Source organism: Chitinophaga sp. GbtcB8, assembly GCF_019091455.1.
GTDB lineage: Bacteria > Bacteroidota > Bacteroidia > Chitinophagales > Chitinophagaceae > Chitinophaga.
Window position 1 is genome coordinate 1 of the sequence record NZ_JAGXJN010000001.1, and the last position, 17,273, is coordinate 17,273.

Sequence of the window (17,273 nt, forward strand, 5' to 3'; positions counted from 1 at the left end):
CCATAGAAACCTCCCGCTCACAAATGGAGCTGCTGGAAGCATTTTCAGCTTTCCGGTATCCGAATGAGATAGGGCCTGGCGTATATGATATTCACTCACCACGCGTACCAAGCATTCATGAAATGACGGAGCTGCTGGAAAAAGCCGTGCAGTTATTGCCGGCGCGCAACATCTGGGTAAACCCGGACTGGGGCCTGAAAACCCGCAAGTGGCCGGAAACCGAGCAGGCGCTGCGTAACATGGTGGCAGCTGCGCAGAATATGCGTGCAGCAGTACCGGTATGATGATGATGTGCAGGTGTGCAGATATGCAAATGTGCAGATGGATTGAAGCGAATAGATGATGATGGTAATGTAAGGATTGTAATAAATTCATTACATTTATTCTACTAATTTTCGTGTTCAACACATTTGCACATCTGCATATTTGCACATTCGCATATTAAGACTATGGCCTGTCACGAAACCGTTACCTGTCCCAGCTGTAAAACTACTTTTGAGTGCCGTGTAGGTACTATTCTGCGCTGCCAGTGCCAGGATGTACCGCTTACGGAAGATGAGCGCCAGTACATTGCAGAACGTTTTTCCGGATGCCTGTGCGCTTCCTGTTTGCAGGCCATGAAATCCAGCTACAAACAAGAAAAATTCAAACAGCGGTTACATAATATTTTCAACTTATTTGGAAAGCGATAAACGAATGTCATACGAAGCACAGATTGCCCGTTCCGTTACCCGTATTTATAAAGCTGTTTTCCCGAATACGGTAAACCATTATGATACTATGTTTGGCGGTACCGCCATGCAGTTAATGGATGAAGTAGCTTTTATTACAGCTACCCGTTTTTCCCGTATGCGGGTAGTAACCGTATCCAGCGACCGTATAGATTTTAAGAAACCTATTCCGCATGGCACTATTATAGAATTGATCGGGGAAGTAATGCATGTAGGTAAAACCAGCCTGCAGGTGCGGGTAACTGTATATGTGGAGCAGATGTATTCCAATCACCGGGAGAAGGCCATTGAAGGCACTTTTGCCTTTGTGGCGATCGATGATCAAAAGCGGCCAACAGCGATTGTGCTGCCGCCGGAGTGATAAAAAAAAGTCCTGCATCTAAGACGCAGGACTTTTTTTTATACACTACTCAATTCGTGATTAACTATTTTATTTCTACAAGCTCTATTTCAAAGATCAGATCTTCACCAGCCAGCGGATGGTTGGCATCCAGTGTAACAAATTCAGTGCTTACACTGGCTACTTTTACCGGGAATACCTGGCCCTGTGCATTGCTCATTTGCAGCTCCATACCTATTTCCGGTTTCAGGTCGGGCGGTATATTAGCTTTAGGAAAATCCATGATCAGCTCATCGTTCTTGGGGCCATAAGCCTGATCCACAGGGATTTCCAACCTTTTTTTGTCGCCTACCTGCATCTCGAGTACGCCACTATCAAAGCCTTTGATCACCATGCCGGCACCTACTTTAAACTCCAGCGGGTCTCTTCCTTCAGAAGAATCAAACGTAGTACCGTTGATTAAAGTACCATGATAATGTACACGTACCGTATCCCCGTTTTTAACTGTTTGCATAACGAATAATAATTAAGTGTTAACAGATGATGTCTGCTGCAAGGTAAGGAAAAAAGATCATGGCGCACAAGCTGAGCAATCCGTATTTTTACACGCCTGTTATGCATTGGTGCTGATAACATGACTGATACTGCCGGGCTGGCAGCCATGTTCACCCAGGCCCGCCTGCCATATGCCTGTATGGTTAATATGAGGCAGTATCGTAGCGTAACATAATGTTATAAGGCTACTTGTAATTATAAATTTTTAATTATTTATTATAAAAGATGATCGAGAAACAAGACCTGCGCATTGTGTTTATGGGTACACCTGATTTTGCAGTGGCATCACTGGATATATTGGTACAGGAAGGCTACCAGATTGTTGGAGTGATCACGGCGCCGGATAAACCCGCTGGGCGTGGCTTACAGCTGCAGGAAAGCGCCGTAAAGAAATATGCAGTAACGAAAGGACTAAAAATATTACAACCGGAGAAGCTGAAGAACCCGGAATTCCTGGAAGAATTAACCGCCTTAAAGGCGCATCTGCAGGTGGTAGTGGCTTTCCGCATGCTGCCGGAAGTAGTATGGAATATGCCGCCCCTGGGTACTATTAACGTACATGCGTCCCTGTTACCTGACTACCGGGGCGCTGCGCCTATTAACTGGGCTATTATTAACGGCGAAAAGGTATCCGGCGTTACTACCTTTAAACTGCAGCATGCTATTGATACGGGTAATGTGCTGTTCAGCGCACAGGTGCCCATTAGCGATGATGAAACAGCCGGTGAGCTGCATGATGACCTGATGCAGACCGGCGCACAGGTACTTTTAAAAACCGTAGCAGCCATTGCAGCCGGTACCGCTGAAGAGCAGCCGCAGCCCGCGCTGGACCCGGAAAAGATAAAACATGCTCCCAAGATATTTAAAGAAGACGGGCGTATTAACTGGCAGCAGCCTATTGACAAGATCTATAACCTGGTGCGGGGCCTGAGCCCCTACCCCACTGCGTGGACCACCCTGCAGGATAAACAGCTGAAAATATTTAAAGCCTCTAAAGAACATGCTACCCCTGCCGTAGCACCCGGCGAGCCGTTAACAGATAACAGATCTTACCTGAAAATAGCCGCCAGTGATGGTTACCTGGTATTACAGGAAATACAGCTGGAAGGAAAAAAGAAGATGGAGATTGAGGCTTTCCTGCGAGGGTTCCGGCTTGGTAATTAATAATCAGGTACATAAAAAAAGAAAGGCTGCTCATTACTTTGAGCAGCCTTTCTTTTATGATCTGTGATTATTAATTCTCGTAACTCAGCTCACAATAGAACTTCGTTTCATTAGTGCCCAGGGCTTCAATGGCAGAATCACTTAGCTTGATGATCAAACCGGCGTTCTGCTTCATTTGCGGGATGGCTTCCAGCACTTTGGCATAAATGGATTTACCATTCAGCGGGTTGGTAACTTTTATAATGGTGCCACGGGAAGCGGAGTTATGCAGGGCATAATACTTACCTGCACCGGCATTGCTCTTAAACCAGGAGCCAGGGCCTTTTTCAGTGGTTGGCTTTTTACCGGAAGTTTGCTGCGAATAGATCTGCTCAAAGCTGGAACCGGATGGCGCTGGCGGCGGCGTGCTGGCTGCGGGAGCGGGAACTGGCGCAGGCGCCGATGCATGCGTTTCGCTGGCACTATTGTTATCGCTTTCTGTAGTATTGCTGCTTACCGGCGGCGCAGGCGTAACTACCGGGGGAGCCGGTGTTAGTACGGGAGCCGGAGCAGGATCGTTCTTTACAACAGTAGTGGTTTCTGTTACCGGCGGTGCAGGTGCAGGGCTGGCAGGTGTAGCAGCAGGAGTAGTAGACGGCGGTGCTGCAGCAGGTGTATGAGATGCGATCACGGCGCCATTGACAGTACCTTTCACATATCCTACTATCAGATAACTGTCTTTCTGTACACCATCGCCCGTCAGATTATTCCAGTGGCGGACGTTATCCAGCGACACTTTATTATAATTAACGCTGATGCGGTACAGGGTTTCTTTTTCCAGTACTTTATGATATACCGGGTGGCCGGCTGCTTCACCGCTTTGTACAAAGTTGCCTTTGTTCAGCGGGATCTTTACGCTTTGACCCAGCTGTAATCCACCATCAAAATTAAGATTGTTCTGTGCGGCAATTTCTTTGGGGGGCACGCTGTAGGCGCGTGACAGGCTATAGAAGGTCTCTCCTTTTGTTACAGTGTGCATTAAATACAGATCAGGAGCAGTGCCCTGTACCTCTAATATGTCCTGTGCCTGTACACCTGCTGCACCTAACATAATTCCCATGATAATCAACAATGATCTGACCATACTGACTCTTTTTATAATGCTAAACGCATTTTCCGGCAACGAATATATGCGTTAAAATTGATAAATTTTGATTCTCCGCCGGTGTGAAAACCTCAAATCTCTTTTAAAATACGGAGTTCTTTAGGATAATAATTGTTGATGCGGTTAGGCAATATCTTGGCCCATCCCAGGGGCATTTGCTCATATACCATCAGCGCCCAGCCCTTTACATCAGTGGGTACTGCCGGATCTTCCTTACGCAGGTATTGTAAGGCTTGTACTTTATTCAGCGCTACCTGCGGTATGTTGGCAGCCAGTAAAGTGCTCATGGCTAACTGGTGGTCCGGTACCAATTCTTTCGCAGTCAACTGCCCGGCTTTTACGCCGGCTTTCCGCAAATATAACTGTTGTTGCAATACGGCCACTGCGGGCGCCAGGCTGGCGGGCAAAATAATCGCATCGCCCTGATGCTCCATTAAGAACATTTCTGCCGTGGTATTCAACCAGGGGAATACTTTATCCTGCTCTTTTTTAGATAACGCTGGCAGGCTGTCTTTTAGTTTGCGGGAAGCCACCGGATCTGCGCTGGTCTTGCGGAAACAGGCAATAAAAAAACCTTCGCCCATTACCTGGTCCGGGTAAAAACGGTAACCTTCACAATTTCGTTTATCCGACCTGGTGGTTACAATATGCCAGCCTGCCGGCACCTGCAAGGGTATATTTTCAGCTTCCAGCTCTGTTGATAACCAGTCCAGGATAACTTCATCTTCTTCTTTAGAGTAAGAACAGGTGGAGTAAATGAGCACGCCATTCTCTTTCAGCGCAGGCCACGCATCAGCCAGGATACGCTGCTGGCGCTGGCTGCAAAGCGTTACATTTTCCGGCGACCATTCCTCCACTGCTTCGGGATCGCGGCGGAACAAACCGGAGCCTGAACAGGGCGCATCTACCACCAGCACATCAAAAAAGCCGGGCAGGCGGCCCATATCCCGCGGATCATTGTTCGTAACCACCACATTCTGCGCACCCCAGCGGCTAATATTATCTGCCAGCAAACCGGCACGGGCGCGGATCACTTCATTGGCCACCAGCAAACTATCTGCAGAAAGTAAAGCCTGCAGCAGCGTGCTTTTACCACCCGGTGCAGCGCAGAGGTCCAGTACCTTCAAAGGCTGCGACAGATCGCAGGTTTGGCGGATGGCATATTCCAGGAACATAGACGAGGCTTCCTGCACGTAGTATGCGCCGGCGTGAAAAAAAGGATCGAGCGTAAAGGATGGACGTTGCGGCAGGTAATAACCGTACTGCGACCAGGGCACCGGGCTTACCGGCGCAGCGCTGAGCGACTGTAATACCTGTGCTGCTGCAGCAGCATTGTGCACTTTAGCCGGGTTCAAACGCAGGGAAGTAACCCGCTCTCCGCTTGCATGCATCTGTAAAAATGCTTCCTCGTTATAACCCGGAAGCCCCCGCAAACCGGCTAACAGCGCAGGAGGTAAATATGTAGACACTAGAAATTCTTTTCGCAAAAATAATTAATAATGAATAATTAAAAATCAATAGACATAGTGCCGGTACTGCGCGTAACAACAGCCCTGCGATTATTAATTATTCAATTATTAATTAAACCTGTTTGATCTCCGCGATCAGCTGTTGTAATACCTGCTTGGCATCCCCGAACAGCATAGAGGTTTTGGGTTGAAAGAAAAGATCGTTCTCAATACCAGCGTAACCGGGTTTCATGCTACGCTTATTTACGATCACCATTTTGGCGGTTTCCACTTCCAGGATGGGCATACCGTATATAGGGCTGTCGGGGTCGTGTTTAGCTGCGGGGTTCACCACATCATTAGCACCTAAAACCAACACTACATCTGTAGTAGGCAGGGAGGCGTTGGCCTGCTCCATTTCCAGGAGCTTATCGTACGATACATCTGCTTCTGCCAGCAGCACGTTCATATGCCCCGGCATACGGCCTGCCACCGGGTGAATAGCATACAGCACGCTTACCCCTTTTTCTTCCAGCTGTTTTTCCAGCTCATGACAGGCATGCTGGGCCTGCGCTACGGCCAGCCCATATCCTGGCACGATCATCACTTTTTGTGCATATGCCAGCACCACTGCCGCATCTGACAAAGAAATAGCTTTGTATAATCCCTGCTCCTTAGCCACACCGGCTTTGGCGCCTCCAAACGAGCCAATGAGCACATTTTTCAGGGAGCGGTTCATAGCCTTACACATTAAAATAGTAAGGATGGTACCTGCAGAACCTACCAGGATACCACCGGTAAGCATTACCTGGTTGTTATATAAAAAACCTCCGCAAGCTGCAGCTACGCCGGTAAAAGAGTTCAGCAGGGAAATTACCACCGGCATATCTGCACCGCCAATGGGCATCACAAACAATACTCCGTATAACAATGCTAACACTAATACAATGTAAAATAAAATGTGGTGGTGCACCTGCAATCCGTCATTACTCAAAAGCAGCCATACAGCGCAAATGACCATTACGGCCAGCACTACCTGGTTCACAATATGCTGCCCCTTAAATGCAAAATCTTTGATACGCCCGTTCAGCTTTCCCCAGGCAATCATGCTGCCGGCAAAGGAAACAGCGCCTATCATTAAACCCAGTAAAATGGTCAGCAGCTCTCCGGTTGTTACCACATTCTCACTTAAATGCCGGAACTCTATTGCAGAGATCAATGCCGCGCAGGCCCCGCCGGTACCGTTGAACAGGCTTACCATTTCCGGCATGGCGGTCATTTTCACCTTTTTTGCAGCCAGCACGCCTATTACGCCGCCAATGATCAACCCTGTGAAGATCCATCCATAATTATGCAATCGCTCTCCGTTGTGCTCATACAGGAAGATGGTGCCCAGGATAGCCAGCGTCATGCCGCCGGCCGCTATCAGGTTGCCTTTGCGGGCAGTAGCCGGATGGCTGAGCATTTTTAAACCAATAATAAATGTAACAGAGCCAAGCAGGTAAATGATGGATAACACGCTGAAGGACATACTCTATTTTTTGGATTTAAACATTTCCAGCATCCGGTCCGTAACCACAAAACCGCCCACCACGTTTAATGTACCCAGTATTACGGAAAGGAAACCCAGTATCAGTGCAATGTAATTATCTGCTTCTGCCTGCCCCATAACAATAATAGCGCCTATGATCACTACCCCATGAATGGCATTGGCGCCGCTCATGAGCGGTGTATGCAGTACTGCAGGTACACGGGATATTACTTCTATACCCAGGAAAATGGACAGAATAACGATGTAGATGAGCTCAATATGTTGGTGAATGAATGACATGGAATGCGGTTTTTTAATTTTTACTTTATACTTCCTCTTTCAATCCGCACAGCGCTTTTACTCTTTCATTGGTAATAACACCATTATGCGTGATACAGGCGCCCTGCACAATATCATCTTCAAAATCCGGCACGGCCTGGCCATTGCGGATAATGAGCTGTAAAAAGTTGAACAGGTTGCGGGCATACAGTTTGCTGGCATCTGCCGGCATAACAGCAGCCAGGTTAGAGTTACCGATAATGGTAACGCCGTTATGCAGGATGGTGCTGTCGTTTTTTGTAAGCGCCGTATTGCCGCCGGTAGCGGCTGCCAGGTCTACGATCACTGCGCCGGGCCGCATGGTGTTCAGCATTTCCTGTGAAATAAGCTGTGGCGCCGTTTTGCCGGGTATTTGCGCCGTGGTGATCACAATATCCGCCTTGGCAATGCTGGCGGCTATTCTTTCCTCCTGTTTACGTTTATACGCATCCGTTTGCTCTACAGCATACCCGCCGGCGGCCGATGCATCTGCCGCACCTTCCACTTCAATAAAGCGGGCGCCTAAGCTCATTACCTCTTCCTTCACAGCAGGGCGGGTATCAAACACCTCTACTACCGCGCCTAAACGGCGAGCTGTGGCAATGGCCTGCAAACCCGCTACCCCGGCGCCTAAGATCAATACTTTGGCGGGGGCAATGCTGCCTGCGGCAGTCATGAACATAGGGAAATAACGGCTATAGGTATACGCTGCCAGCAACACCGCCTTATAACCGGCAATGTTAGCCTGGGAGCTTAATACATCCATACTTTGGGCACGGGTGGTACGGGGAATGCTATCCAGGCTGAAAAGTGTGAGCTGGCGGTCAGCTGCCTGCTGCATTTGCCGGGTATTATAAAGAGGCTGGTACACACCGGCCAGTATTTTACCGGGCTGCATGTTTTCCCATATAGCCGGTTCCGGTAGTTGAATGCTGAGGATAAGGTTGGCCTGCTGTACAATTTCAGCTGCCGGTTTAATGATGGCGCCGGCCTGCGTATAGGCATCATCGGGGTGAAAGGCCAGGGCGCCGGCATTGGGCTCCACCCACACAGTAACAGATTGCTGGCTTAGTTGCTTTACGACTTCCGGTACTAAAGAAACACGTTGTTCGCCTGTTTTTTCTTTGAGGACACCTGCAATCATCTGTGAAAATTTATTGATGAAATTTAAAGAAAAAACAGCAGGAATGGAAAAGAAAGTTGGAAAGCAGCGTAAGCCATTAGCTATTAGCTGTTAGCCGTTAGCAGTTAGCGCTGGCAGGCCTAAAGAGCACGGCAATTGAATAACACTTGCACTGTAGCTGCCAGGGCGCATGCACAAACAGGGAGTGGTAACCTGGATACCCATACTTATTTCCCCGGAAAAAATTTCCCCGGATCTGTCCAATTCCGGTTTGCCCGGTCATTATTGTAATGAACCACAAACTTATACCACCATGGACAACGCTATTAAATATCAACAATCAGCCACTGCGTACCGCGTACGTACCATTGCCTACTGGCTTGTTACCGGTTTCCTGGCCTTTGAGCTGGCCTATGGCTCTACCTGGGACCTGCGGCAAATACCCTATGTACGGGAGGTGATGACGCAGCTGGGCTACCCTGCCTATATACTGCTTATTATCGGGTTATGGAAGCTGCCCGGAGCCGTGGTTTTGTTGATACCAGGCACTCCCCGCCTGAAGGAATGGGCGTATGCAGGCACATTTTTCATTTTCTCCAGCGCCTTTGTCTCACATCTGGCAGTGGGTGATGTTAAGGGAAGCATCTGGCCGGCTATTTTCGGCTCGCTGACGGTTGCCTCCTGGTTCTTACGGCCGGCCTCCCGCTGTATAATGCCTGTTGCTGCCGCTCCTGCTGCGCAACCGGCAAAATGGAAGTCCATCTCATATTGGGCTACCATTGTGATCCTTGGATTTGTGCTGTTGTCGGGTGGTGCAGGGGAAATGTTGCATTTATGGGGTACTGTAGAAGGCACTGTGTATCATTTGGGGTATCCCCTGTATTTCCTCACCATCCTGGGTATCTGGAAAATACTGTCTGGTATAACGCTGATCGTGCCGCGTTTTCAGTTATTGAAAGAATGGGCGTACGCGGGAATTGTGTTTAACCTTACAGGAGCAGTGGCTTCCCATATAGCCATTGGCGATGGCATAGACCATTTTATTGCGCCCCTTATATTTGCAGCTGTGGCTATGTTTTCCTGGTGGCTGTTGCCGGCCAACCGCAGGCTGCAGTGATCGTGCACAAAGAATGTAAAATGCAAAATTCTAAATATAAAATGTAAAAGGGAAATGCCGCGACCGGAACCTGCCTAGGTATCGCTGCATTTCCCTTTTACATTTATGATTTTACATTTAAGATTTTACATTCTTTCCATTACACCATTTTCTCTGCTAACACGCCCGCCTGCTGAATAATTGCCGGTACTGCTACGCCGCTAATGTAATTGCCGCTGATATGTATGCCGGGATATTGCTGTTCAAAAGCCTGCACCGCCATGCGCAGCTGCCGGTGGCCTACATTCAGCTGTGGAATAGCTTTATCCCAGCGGGTGAATTCCTGCAGCACAGGGGCCTGGGTTATTCCCAGCAAAGCCGTGAGCTCGCTCACAATGGTTTGCTGCAGCGCGGTTTCATTCATTTCATCAAAAAAATGCTCCTGCTGTACGCCGCCGGTAAAAACAGTCAGTAATACTTTATCATCCGGTACACGGGAGGGAAAGATAGCTGAATTACAGATAGCTCCCAGGAAATGCAGCTGCGCAGCATGCGGCACCAAAAAGCCAAAACCTTCAGGCAGCTGCTGTACGGCCGCCCGCTCAAAACCAACATGCAGCACACCCATGCGGGGGTAATACAGCTGCTGCAGTAAATGTGCGGCAGCAGCATCCAGGCCCTCTATAACCGGTGCCGTGGCATAAGAAGGTGTAGCAAAGATCACACGGCCTGCCTGTACCGTTTCCGTTTGCCCGTTACTGTTATATTGTACGGTATAACCTTCCGCGGCAGCCGTAATGCCGGTTATACGGCTGTTGTAACGCACCGGGGTGTTCAATAATTGCTGCAAACGATCCGTCAGCACTTCGTTCCCACCCTTAAAGGCAATAATTTTGCGGCCGCCCATCATACCTTTGTTCTTAAAGAGGCCCTTGGTTACGCTGCCATACTCCTGCTCCCATTTGGGTAAAAAGGGCAATACTTCCTGCACAGATAAACGCGCAGGGTCTCCAGCGTAAATACCGGACAGGATGGGATCAAACAAATAATCGCTGATCTCTTTATTAAAACGGCGCTGTACAAAGCTGGCCACGGTTTCCTCACCAGTGGCCGGTTGCGGCTTCCTGAAACGTTCGGTGAACAGCCGCCATTTAGCCCTGCCACTAATGTATTTAGACGATAATATTTTTACAGGATTGGGAGATACCGGGTGTAAAGCCCCATCACGCACCAAAAAACGGTTCTTACTAACCGCAGCCGCTTCCAGCACCTCAGCTTCCAGCCCGATCTCTTTGAGAAAGGCCATGGTAGCCGGTGTGGCGCCAATAGAATTAGGACCGGCATCCAGCGTAAAACCATCCTTTTTAAAAGTGCGGATCACGCCACCGGGCGTATTACCTGCTTCCAGTAACAGATAAGGAAGGTTACGTTTCTGCAGTTCGTAGGCAATGGTTAAACCGGTTAAACCGGCGCCGGCGATAAGGATGGTGTTGTTCATGAGGAAGGTTTTTTAAGCTGGCAGCCGCCAGTAGGCAGTCTGAGGACGATGCCTGATGCTACTGTAACTACCTGCTATAATTCCAGGCACGTAAAAATTTCAATACGATCTACTCCCCAACTGCTAACAGCTAACTGCCAACTAACTTAGCTACAGCCTGTACCCACAGCGGATGCACATTCAGGCAGGGGATCATGGTAAAGCTATCTCCCCCATTGCTGATAAAGGAATGTTTACCTTCCACGGCAATCTCTTCCAGCTTTTCCAGGCAGTCAGATACAAAAGCAGGGCATACCACCAGCAGCTTCTTTTTACCTTCTTTGGGCAGCTCTTCCAAACGCGCTGCTGTATAGGGCTGCAGCCATTCTTCCCGGCCCAGGCGCGATTGGAAGGATACGCTCCATTTATCAGCCGGCAACCCCAGTTTGGCTGCTACCAGCTCTGAAGTATTTTTCACCTGGTGGCGGTAACAAAACTCATGGGCCGGTGATTGCACATGGCAGCAATCATCTACCTGCAGACAATGTTTGCCTGTTATATCGCCTTTTCGTATATGCCGTACCGGTACACCATGGTAGCTGAACAGCACATGATCATAATCCTGCTGCAGGTAGGGCCGCATGCTTTCCGCTACTGCGTTAATATAATCAGGTTCATCAAAGTAAGGCGGTATAACGGTAAGCTTGAACGGGTATTTTTTCTTTTTATACACCTCTTTGGCGTATTCCGCAGCCGTTTCGTAAGACGACATGGCATAATGCGGGTACAAAGGCAGCAGGACCACCTCTTTCAGCTGCGGATTTTCTTTCAGTAATTTATCATATGCAGCTGCGGGCGAGGGCGTGCCATAACGCATGGCTATTTCTACAGGCATCTGCAGATCATGCTGCACAGCCTTTTGCAGTTGTTTGGTTAATACGATCAATGGAGAACCTTCTTCCCACCAGATGGAACGGTAAGCCTCTGCCGACTTAGGCGCACGCCGCGGCACAATGATGCGTGTAACCAGCAGCCAGCGGAATAGATAAGGATAATCTATTACCCGTTTATCCATCAGGAATTCGTTCAGGTAACGCTGTACATCGGGAACCGAAGTAGAATCAGGCGATCCCAGGTTCATAAGCACTACGCCTACATCAGATCTTGCTTCCATTTATCAGAAATTGTTGCAAAAGTAACGGTTCTATCATGCGAATAAACAATGAAATGTCATACAATTGTTAGAATACAGGCGCAATAAAGCTGATAAAAATCATTTTTTAAGAAGCCTTAGTACCATGAGGAGAAATGACACACTAATGACCAGCTACATGCCTTTTGTTACTGCACTTGCCAGTATTTTTGCAGCCGGAAGCTTATATATTAAAATGCAGATTGCGTATTCAAAAGATATTACCAATTTTCATAGTATTGGGATCAATTACAAAAAAACAGATGCTGCTATCAGGGGTTTGTTCGCCATTAACCAGGCGCAATACCTGAGCCTCCTGGAGCATGCGAAAGCTGCGCAACTGGATGATCTCTTTGTACTCTCCACTTGTAACAGAACAGAAATATACGGGTTTGCACCCGATGCACAACAGCTGATGGACCTTGTATGCAAGGTAACCAACGGCGATTGTAACCTGTTTGCACAACTGGCTTATATACGTTCCGGTGAAGATGCGGTAAAACACCTGTACCAGGTAAGCACCGGCCTGGATTCACAAATACTGGGCGACTATGAAATTGTAGGGCAGATCCGTACGGCCTCCCGCTTTGCCAAGAACCATGGCTGTTTGGGCGGGTTCTCCGAAAGGCTGGTGAATAGTGTTTTACAGGTATCCAAATTAATTAAGAACGAAACAGGACTGAGCGCTGGCACAGTATCCGTGGCATTTGCCACCATACGCTTACTGGAAAAAAAGGTGCCGGATATACAAAATAAAAAGATCGTACTGGTAGGTGTAGGCAAAATAGGCCGTAACACCTGCAAGAACATGATCAGCTACCTGGGCACACAGGATATTACCCTCATTAACCGCACGGCCACTGTAGCCGAAGACTTTGCCTGTGTGCACGGTTTAAAGTTTGCACCATACGAAGAAATGGTGCCGGTACTTCAACAGGCCGATGTAATACTGGTAGCCTCCAATGCACCGCATCCTACAGTGCTGGCATCCCATTTACAGGCTGCTACGCCTAAGCTGGTCATAGACCTCTCTATTCCCTTTAACGTGGAACCTGCTGTGGGCGGGCTTTCCCATATAGAGCTGGTAAATGTGGATGAATTATCCAGGGTACAGGATGAAACCCTGCAGATGCGCCAGAAAGAAGTGCCCCGCGCACAGGAGATCATAGAAGAGCATATGGCCGAGTTCCTGTACTGGTATAAAATGCGCAAGCATGCCGTGGTATTAAAAGCAGTAAAAGATAAGCTGCATGAAATACATACGCGCGAAATACAGCAGCAGAAGAACGGCGCCCAGTATGACCTGGAAGATGTAGAAGAAGTATCTTCACGCATTATACAAAAAATGATCAACCTGATGGCAGGTAAAGTACGCAAGGAAACCGAAAAAGGCGACCTGTATATCTCCATGATCAACGACATTTTCGAGACCGGCATAAAACAGGATTAATACAATTCATGCAAAAAGAAATACGGATAGGTACACGGGAAAGTCAGCTTGCCCTGTGGCAGGCTAATTTGGTAAAGGATCTGTTAGCAGCACAGGGGTTTGCCACCACGCTGGTGCCCATAAAAAGCGAAGGTGATATTGACCTGGTTACCCCTCTGTATGAAATAGGCGTACAGGGTATTTTCACCAAAACACTGGATATTGCCCTGCTGAACAACCGTATAGACATTGCAGTGCACTCCCTGAAAGACGTTCCCACCCAGCTGCCAAAAAATATTATACAAGCCGCCGTACTGGAAAGAGGCCCTGTAAAGGACCTGCTGGTATATAAGCAGGATACGGCTTTCCTGGAACAGCCCGGTTATACAGCCAATGTGGCTACCAGCAGCCTGCGGCGTAAAGCCCAGTGGCAGCGGCGGTTTCCGCAGCACCAGATCCATAACCTGCGCGGTAATGTAAACACGCGTTTGAAAAAGCTGGCAGACGAGAACTGGGATGCCGCTATTTTTGCCGCCGCCGGTTTAGAGCGTATTCATTTACGCCCGGCACAGTCCATTGAGCTGGACTGGATGCTGCCCGCACCTGCACAAGGCGCAGTGGTAGTAGTGTGCCGGGAAGATGATACTTTTTGCCGGGAGGCCTGCGCCCCCTTACACCATACTGTAACCGCGCTTTGCACACAAATAGAAAGAGATTTCCTGCGCACTTTAATGGGCGGCTGTACTACGCCCATCAGCGCATATGCACATATAGAAGGTGATACCTTACACTTTGCCGCTGAACTCAGCAGCCTGGATGGGCTTACCTTCCTGGAAACCCACCGGCAGGTACCGGTACAACAAGCTGCTGACCTGGGAAAAACCGCTGCTGAAGAAATATTGGCAAAAGGCGGCGACAAAATAGTAGCCGCTATCAGAGATGCAAAATAAACGCCCCCGCATATTATGCACCAGGCCTTTGCCGGAAAGCCTGCTGGAAATGGCAGCCCGGGAGGGTGTGGATATAACAGTGGAAGTGTTTACAGCAATACATCCCATTGTATCAAAGGAAGTATGGGATATTATATTTCCATTATTGCAGCAGCGCATTACCCTGGTATTCACCAGCGCACATGCGGTAGAGATACTGGAAAAACATTACCTGCACCAGCCGGATACGTACTATGTGCCGGGGCGGCTATGGAACATTTGCTGCCTGGAAACAGGTACCCTGGATGCAGTGAAGGAAGCGCTGCCGCAATGCACCATCAAGGCCACTGCAGCCAATGCTACTGCGCTGGCCAATGCCATTACCGCATTAGGAGATGTGAGAGAGGTATATTTTATTTGCGGCAAACAACGGCGGGATGAGCTGCCCGGCATATTGCAGCAACACAACATAACCGTGCATGAATTAGTGGTGTATGAAAATGCTGCCACACCGGCAAAGCTGGATGCTGCTGTTTATGATGGCATTTTCTTTTTTAGTCCCAGCGCAGTACAGAGCTTTTTTTCGGTGAATACACTGCCTGCAGCTACTGTTTGTTTTGCCATAGGCGAAACCACCGCAGCAACATTACGGACTGTGACCAACAATAAGATCGTTATCAGCGGAAGCCCCAGTGCATATGCATTGCTGGCTGCTGCTACAGCATATTTTAACAAACCTTAACTGCAACGAATGAGCGCTTTGAAGAATGACCTTTTGCTGAGAGCTTTACGCGGAGAAAAAACAGAACGCACACCCGTATGGATGATGCGCCAGGCCGGCCGCTACCTGCCGGACTATATTAAACTGCGCGACAAATATTCATTTTTTGAACGCTGCGAGAACCCGGAGCTGGCCACGGAGATCACGGTAATGCCTGTAGAGCAGGTAGGCGTGGATGCCGCTATTATATTTTCAGATATACTGGTAGTGCCGCAGGCCATGGGGCTGGAAGTGCAGTTAATAGAAAAGTTAGGCCCTTTATTACCGGCCCCCATTAAAGGCGCTGCTGACCTGAAACGGGTATGCGTGCCTGATGTAAAGGATAAGCTGCATTATGTATTTGATGCGCTGCGCCTTACCAAACAAACCCTGGCCGGCCGCGTGCCGCTGATAGGTTTTGCCGGCGCCCCCTGGACACTGCTGTGTTACATGGTACAGGGCAAAGGCTCCAAAACATTTGATGAGGCTAAAGGTTTCTGCTACCAGCAGCCGGAAGTAGCGCACCAGCTGCTGCAAATGCTGACTGATACTACCATTGCCTACCTGAAAGAGCAGGTAGCTGCCGGCGCCGACCTGGTGCAGCTGTTTGATTCCTGGGGTGGTTTACTGAGCCCGGAAGATTTTGAAACATTCTCTTTGCAATATATGCGGCAGATAGTGGCGGCGCTGAAAGAGGTGTGCCCTGTGATCATGTTTGCCAAAGGCGCCTGGTTTGCGCTGGAAGAAATGGCAGCCACCGGCGCACATGGCTTGGGCATAGACTGGAGCATACAGCCACAGCGGGCCCGCGCTTTTGCAGGCAACAATGTAACCCTGCAGGGCAACTTTGATCCTGCCAGGCTGCTGCTGCCCATCCCGGAAATTGAAAAGGCCGTAAAAGCTATGTTAAAAGCCTTTGGCCCGCAGCGGCATATAGCTAACTTAGGCCATGGTATTTTACCGAATATACCGGTTGATCATGCAAAGGCGTTCGTGAATGCTGTAAAGAACAATTAATAATCGCAAGGCAGGCCTTCACCTGATGTACCTGCACCACGATTATTAATTCTTAATTAAATTGGAACCCATGTCTATAAAAGAGTCCTTCATATCATTTATTCACGGCTTACAGGATGAAATATGTACTGCGCTGGAAGACATTGATGGTAAAGCAAGCTTCCGGGAAGACCGCTGGGAGCGGCCTGGCGGCGGTGGCGGCAGATCGCGGGTAATTGCAGATGGCGCAGTGTTTGAAAAAGGCGGCGTAAATACTTCTGTAGTGCACGGCGCTTTGCCGGAAGTAATGGCCCAGCAGTTTGGCGTGCAGGACAGCCAGTTTATGGCTTGTGGTATTTCATTGGTGATACACCCGCTGAACCCTTTTGTGCCTACCGTACATGCTAACTTCCGTTATTTTGAGCTGTATGATAAGGAGGAGAACCTGAAGGATTGCTGGTTTGGCGGCGGCGCAGACCTTACACCTTATTACCTGTTTGAGGAAGATGGCAAACATTTTCATCAAACCTTTAAAAATGCCTGCGATCCTTTTGGGAAAGAGTTATACCCGCAGTATAAAAAACATTGCGATGAATATTTCATCAATAAACACCGCAATAACGAAGCCCGCGGCATAGGCGGTATCTTTTATGATTACCTGCGGCCAGATGCCAGCAGAAGCGCTGAACAGCTGTTCCGGTTTGCACAGGCTAATGGCAATGCTATATTACCGGCTTACCTGCCTATTGTGAAAAAAACAAAAGACCTGCCTTTTACTGCTGCGCATAAAGACTGGCAGGAGTATAGGCGCGGCCGTTATGTGGAGTTTAACCTGATCCACGACCGCGGCACCCTGTTTGGCTTAAAAACCAACGGGCGTATAGAATCTATTTTAATGAGCCTTCCGCCCCGGGCCCGCTGGGAGTACGACTATCATCCGGAACCGGGCAGTAAGGAAGCAGAGCTGCTGGAATATTTAAAACCCAGGGAATGGGCTAGTTGATGTGCAGATATGCAAATGTGCAGATGTGCAATGATTA

Annotated in this window: 17 protein-coding genes and 1 pseudogene; 10 read left to right on the forward strand and 8 right to left on the reverse strand. The window is 48.8% G+C overall.

The window, feature by feature from the left end; all coding sequences use genetic code 11:
* The 3 genes and pseudogenes from KVT36_RS00005 to KVT36_RS00015 form a co-directional block, all read left to right on the forward strand.
* A pseudogene (locus tag KVT36_RS00005) lies at window positions 1-284 on the forward strand (5-methyltetrahydropteroyltriglutamate--homocysteine S-methyltransferase); the annotation flags it as partial.
* A gap of 165 nt (window positions 285-449) precedes the next feature.
* Window positions 450-692, forward strand: a complete 243-nt coding sequence (locus KVT36_RS00010) for a cysteine-rich CWC family protein (protein ID WP_217601467.1) — start codon at window positions 450-452, stop codon at window positions 690-692.
* Window positions 693-696: 4 nt separating this feature from the next.
* Entirely contained in the window at window positions 697-1,092 is a 396-nt protein-coding gene (locus KVT36_RS00015) for an acyl-CoA thioesterase (RefSeq protein ID WP_217601468.1), read from the forward strand.
* 64 nt (window positions 1,093-1,156) lie between these two features.
* Here KVT36_RS00015 and KVT36_RS00020 read toward each other — a convergent pair whose 3' ends face one another.
* The gene (locus KVT36_RS00020) at window positions 1,157-1,585 is read right to left on the reverse strand and encodes a peptidylprolyl isomerase (RefSeq protein WP_217601469.1); all 429 of its coding nucleotides are present in this window, start codon (window positions 1,583-1,585) and stop codon (window positions 1,157-1,159) included.
* Between the two features lie 266 nt (window positions 1,586-1,851).
* Between KVT36_RS00020 and fmt the strand changes: the two genes are divergently transcribed.
* A complete protein-coding gene (fmt, locus tag KVT36_RS00025) occupies window positions 1,852-2,790 on the forward strand; it encodes a methionyl-tRNA formyltransferase (RefSeq protein WP_254639769.1) in 939 nt (312 codons plus the stop codon).
* A gap of 70 nt (window positions 2,791-2,860) precedes the next feature.
* On the opposite strand, the gene KVT36_RS00030 is transcribed toward fmt, so the two are convergent.
* The 5 genes from KVT36_RS00030 to KVT36_RS00050 form a co-directional block, all read right to left on the reverse strand.
* A complete protein-coding gene (locus tag KVT36_RS00030) occupies window positions 2,861-3,913 on the reverse strand; it encodes a LysM peptidoglycan-binding domain-containing protein (protein ID WP_217601470.1) in 1,053 nt (350 codons plus the stop codon).
* A 92-nt stretch (window positions 3,914-4,005) separates the two neighbouring features.
* A complete protein-coding gene (locus tag KVT36_RS00035) occupies window positions 4,006-5,403 on the reverse strand; it encodes an RNA methyltransferase (RefSeq protein WP_368669988.1) in 1,398 nt (465 codons plus the stop codon).
* Between the two features lie 112 nt (window positions 5,404-5,515).
* Entirely contained in the window at window positions 5,516-6,913 is a 1,398-nt protein-coding gene (locus KVT36_RS00040; protein ID WP_217601471.1) for an NAD(P)(+) transhydrogenase (Re/Si-specific) subunit beta, read from the reverse strand.
* A gap of 3 nt (window positions 6,914-6,916) precedes the next feature.
* Window positions 6,917-7,213, reverse strand: a complete 297-nt coding sequence (locus KVT36_RS00045; RefSeq protein WP_217601472.1) for an NAD(P) transhydrogenase subunit alpha — start codon at window positions 7,211-7,213, stop codon at window positions 6,917-6,919.
* Window positions 7,214-7,238: 25 nt separating this feature from the next.
* Entirely contained in the window at window positions 7,239-8,375 is a 1,137-nt protein-coding gene (locus KVT36_RS00050) for a Re/Si-specific NAD(P)(+) transhydrogenase subunit alpha (protein WP_217601473.1), read from the reverse strand.
* A 292-nt stretch (window positions 8,376-8,667) separates the two neighbouring features.
* Between KVT36_RS00050 and KVT36_RS00055 the strand changes: the two genes are divergently transcribed.
* Window positions 8,668-9,471 (forward strand): DoxX family protein, encoded by an 804-nt coding sequence (locus tag KVT36_RS00055; RefSeq protein ID WP_217601474.1) that lies wholly within the window; start codon window positions 8,668-8,670, stop codon window positions 9,469-9,471.
* 139 nt (window positions 9,472-9,610) lie between these two features.
* Here the strand turns inward: KVT36_RS00055 and hemG are convergent, their stop codons facing one another.
* Window positions 9,611-10,948: a protoporphyrinogen oxidase gene (gene hemG / locus KVT36_RS00060; protein ID WP_217601475.1), complete on the reverse strand. Its 1,338-nt coding sequence runs from the start codon at window positions 10,946-10,948 to the stop codon at window positions 9,611-9,613.
* A gap of 130 nt (window positions 10,949-11,078) precedes the next feature.
* Window positions 11,079-12,101 (reverse strand): ferrochelatase, encoded by a 1,023-nt coding sequence (gene hemH, locus KVT36_RS00065; protein ID WP_217601476.1) that lies wholly within the window; start codon window positions 12,099-12,101, stop codon window positions 11,079-11,081.
* Window positions 12,102-12,225: 124 nt separating this feature from the next.
* On the opposite strand from hemH, the gene hemA reads away from it, so the two are divergent.
* The 5 genes from hemA to hemF all read left to right on the forward strand — a co-directional run bounded on the left by hemA (window position 12,226) and on the right by hemF (window position 17,236).
* Window positions 12,226-13,569 (forward strand): glutamyl-tRNA reductase, encoded by a 1,344-nt coding sequence (hemA, locus tag KVT36_RS00070; protein WP_254639770.1) that lies wholly within the window; start codon window positions 12,226-12,228, stop codon window positions 13,567-13,569.
* 8 nt (window positions 13,570-13,577) lie between these two features.
* Window positions 13,578-14,498, forward strand: coding sequence for a hydroxymethylbilane synthase (hemC, locus tag KVT36_RS00075; RefSeq protein ID WP_217601477.1), 921 nt, complete (start codon window positions 13,578-13,580; stop codon window positions 14,496-14,498).
* Window positions 14,488-15,219, forward strand: a complete 732-nt coding sequence (locus KVT36_RS00080; protein WP_217601478.1) for a uroporphyrinogen-III synthase — start codon at window positions 14,488-14,490, stop codon at window positions 15,217-15,219. Before hemC ends, KVT36_RS00080 begins: the two co-directional genes overlap by 11 nt.
* A gap of 9 nt (window positions 15,220-15,228) precedes the next feature.
* A complete protein-coding gene (hemE, locus tag KVT36_RS00085; protein WP_217601479.1) occupies window positions 15,229-16,254 on the forward strand; it encodes a uroporphyrinogen decarboxylase in 1,026 nt (341 codons plus the stop codon).
* Window positions 16,255-16,324: 70 nt separating this feature from the next.
* The gene (hemF, locus tag KVT36_RS00090) at window positions 16,325-17,236 is read left to right on the forward strand and encodes an oxygen-dependent coproporphyrinogen oxidase (protein ID WP_217601480.1); all 912 of its coding nucleotides are present in this window, start codon (window positions 16,325-16,327) and stop codon (window positions 17,234-17,236) included.
* The last annotated feature ends 37 nt before the right edge of the window (window positions 17,237-17,273 follow it).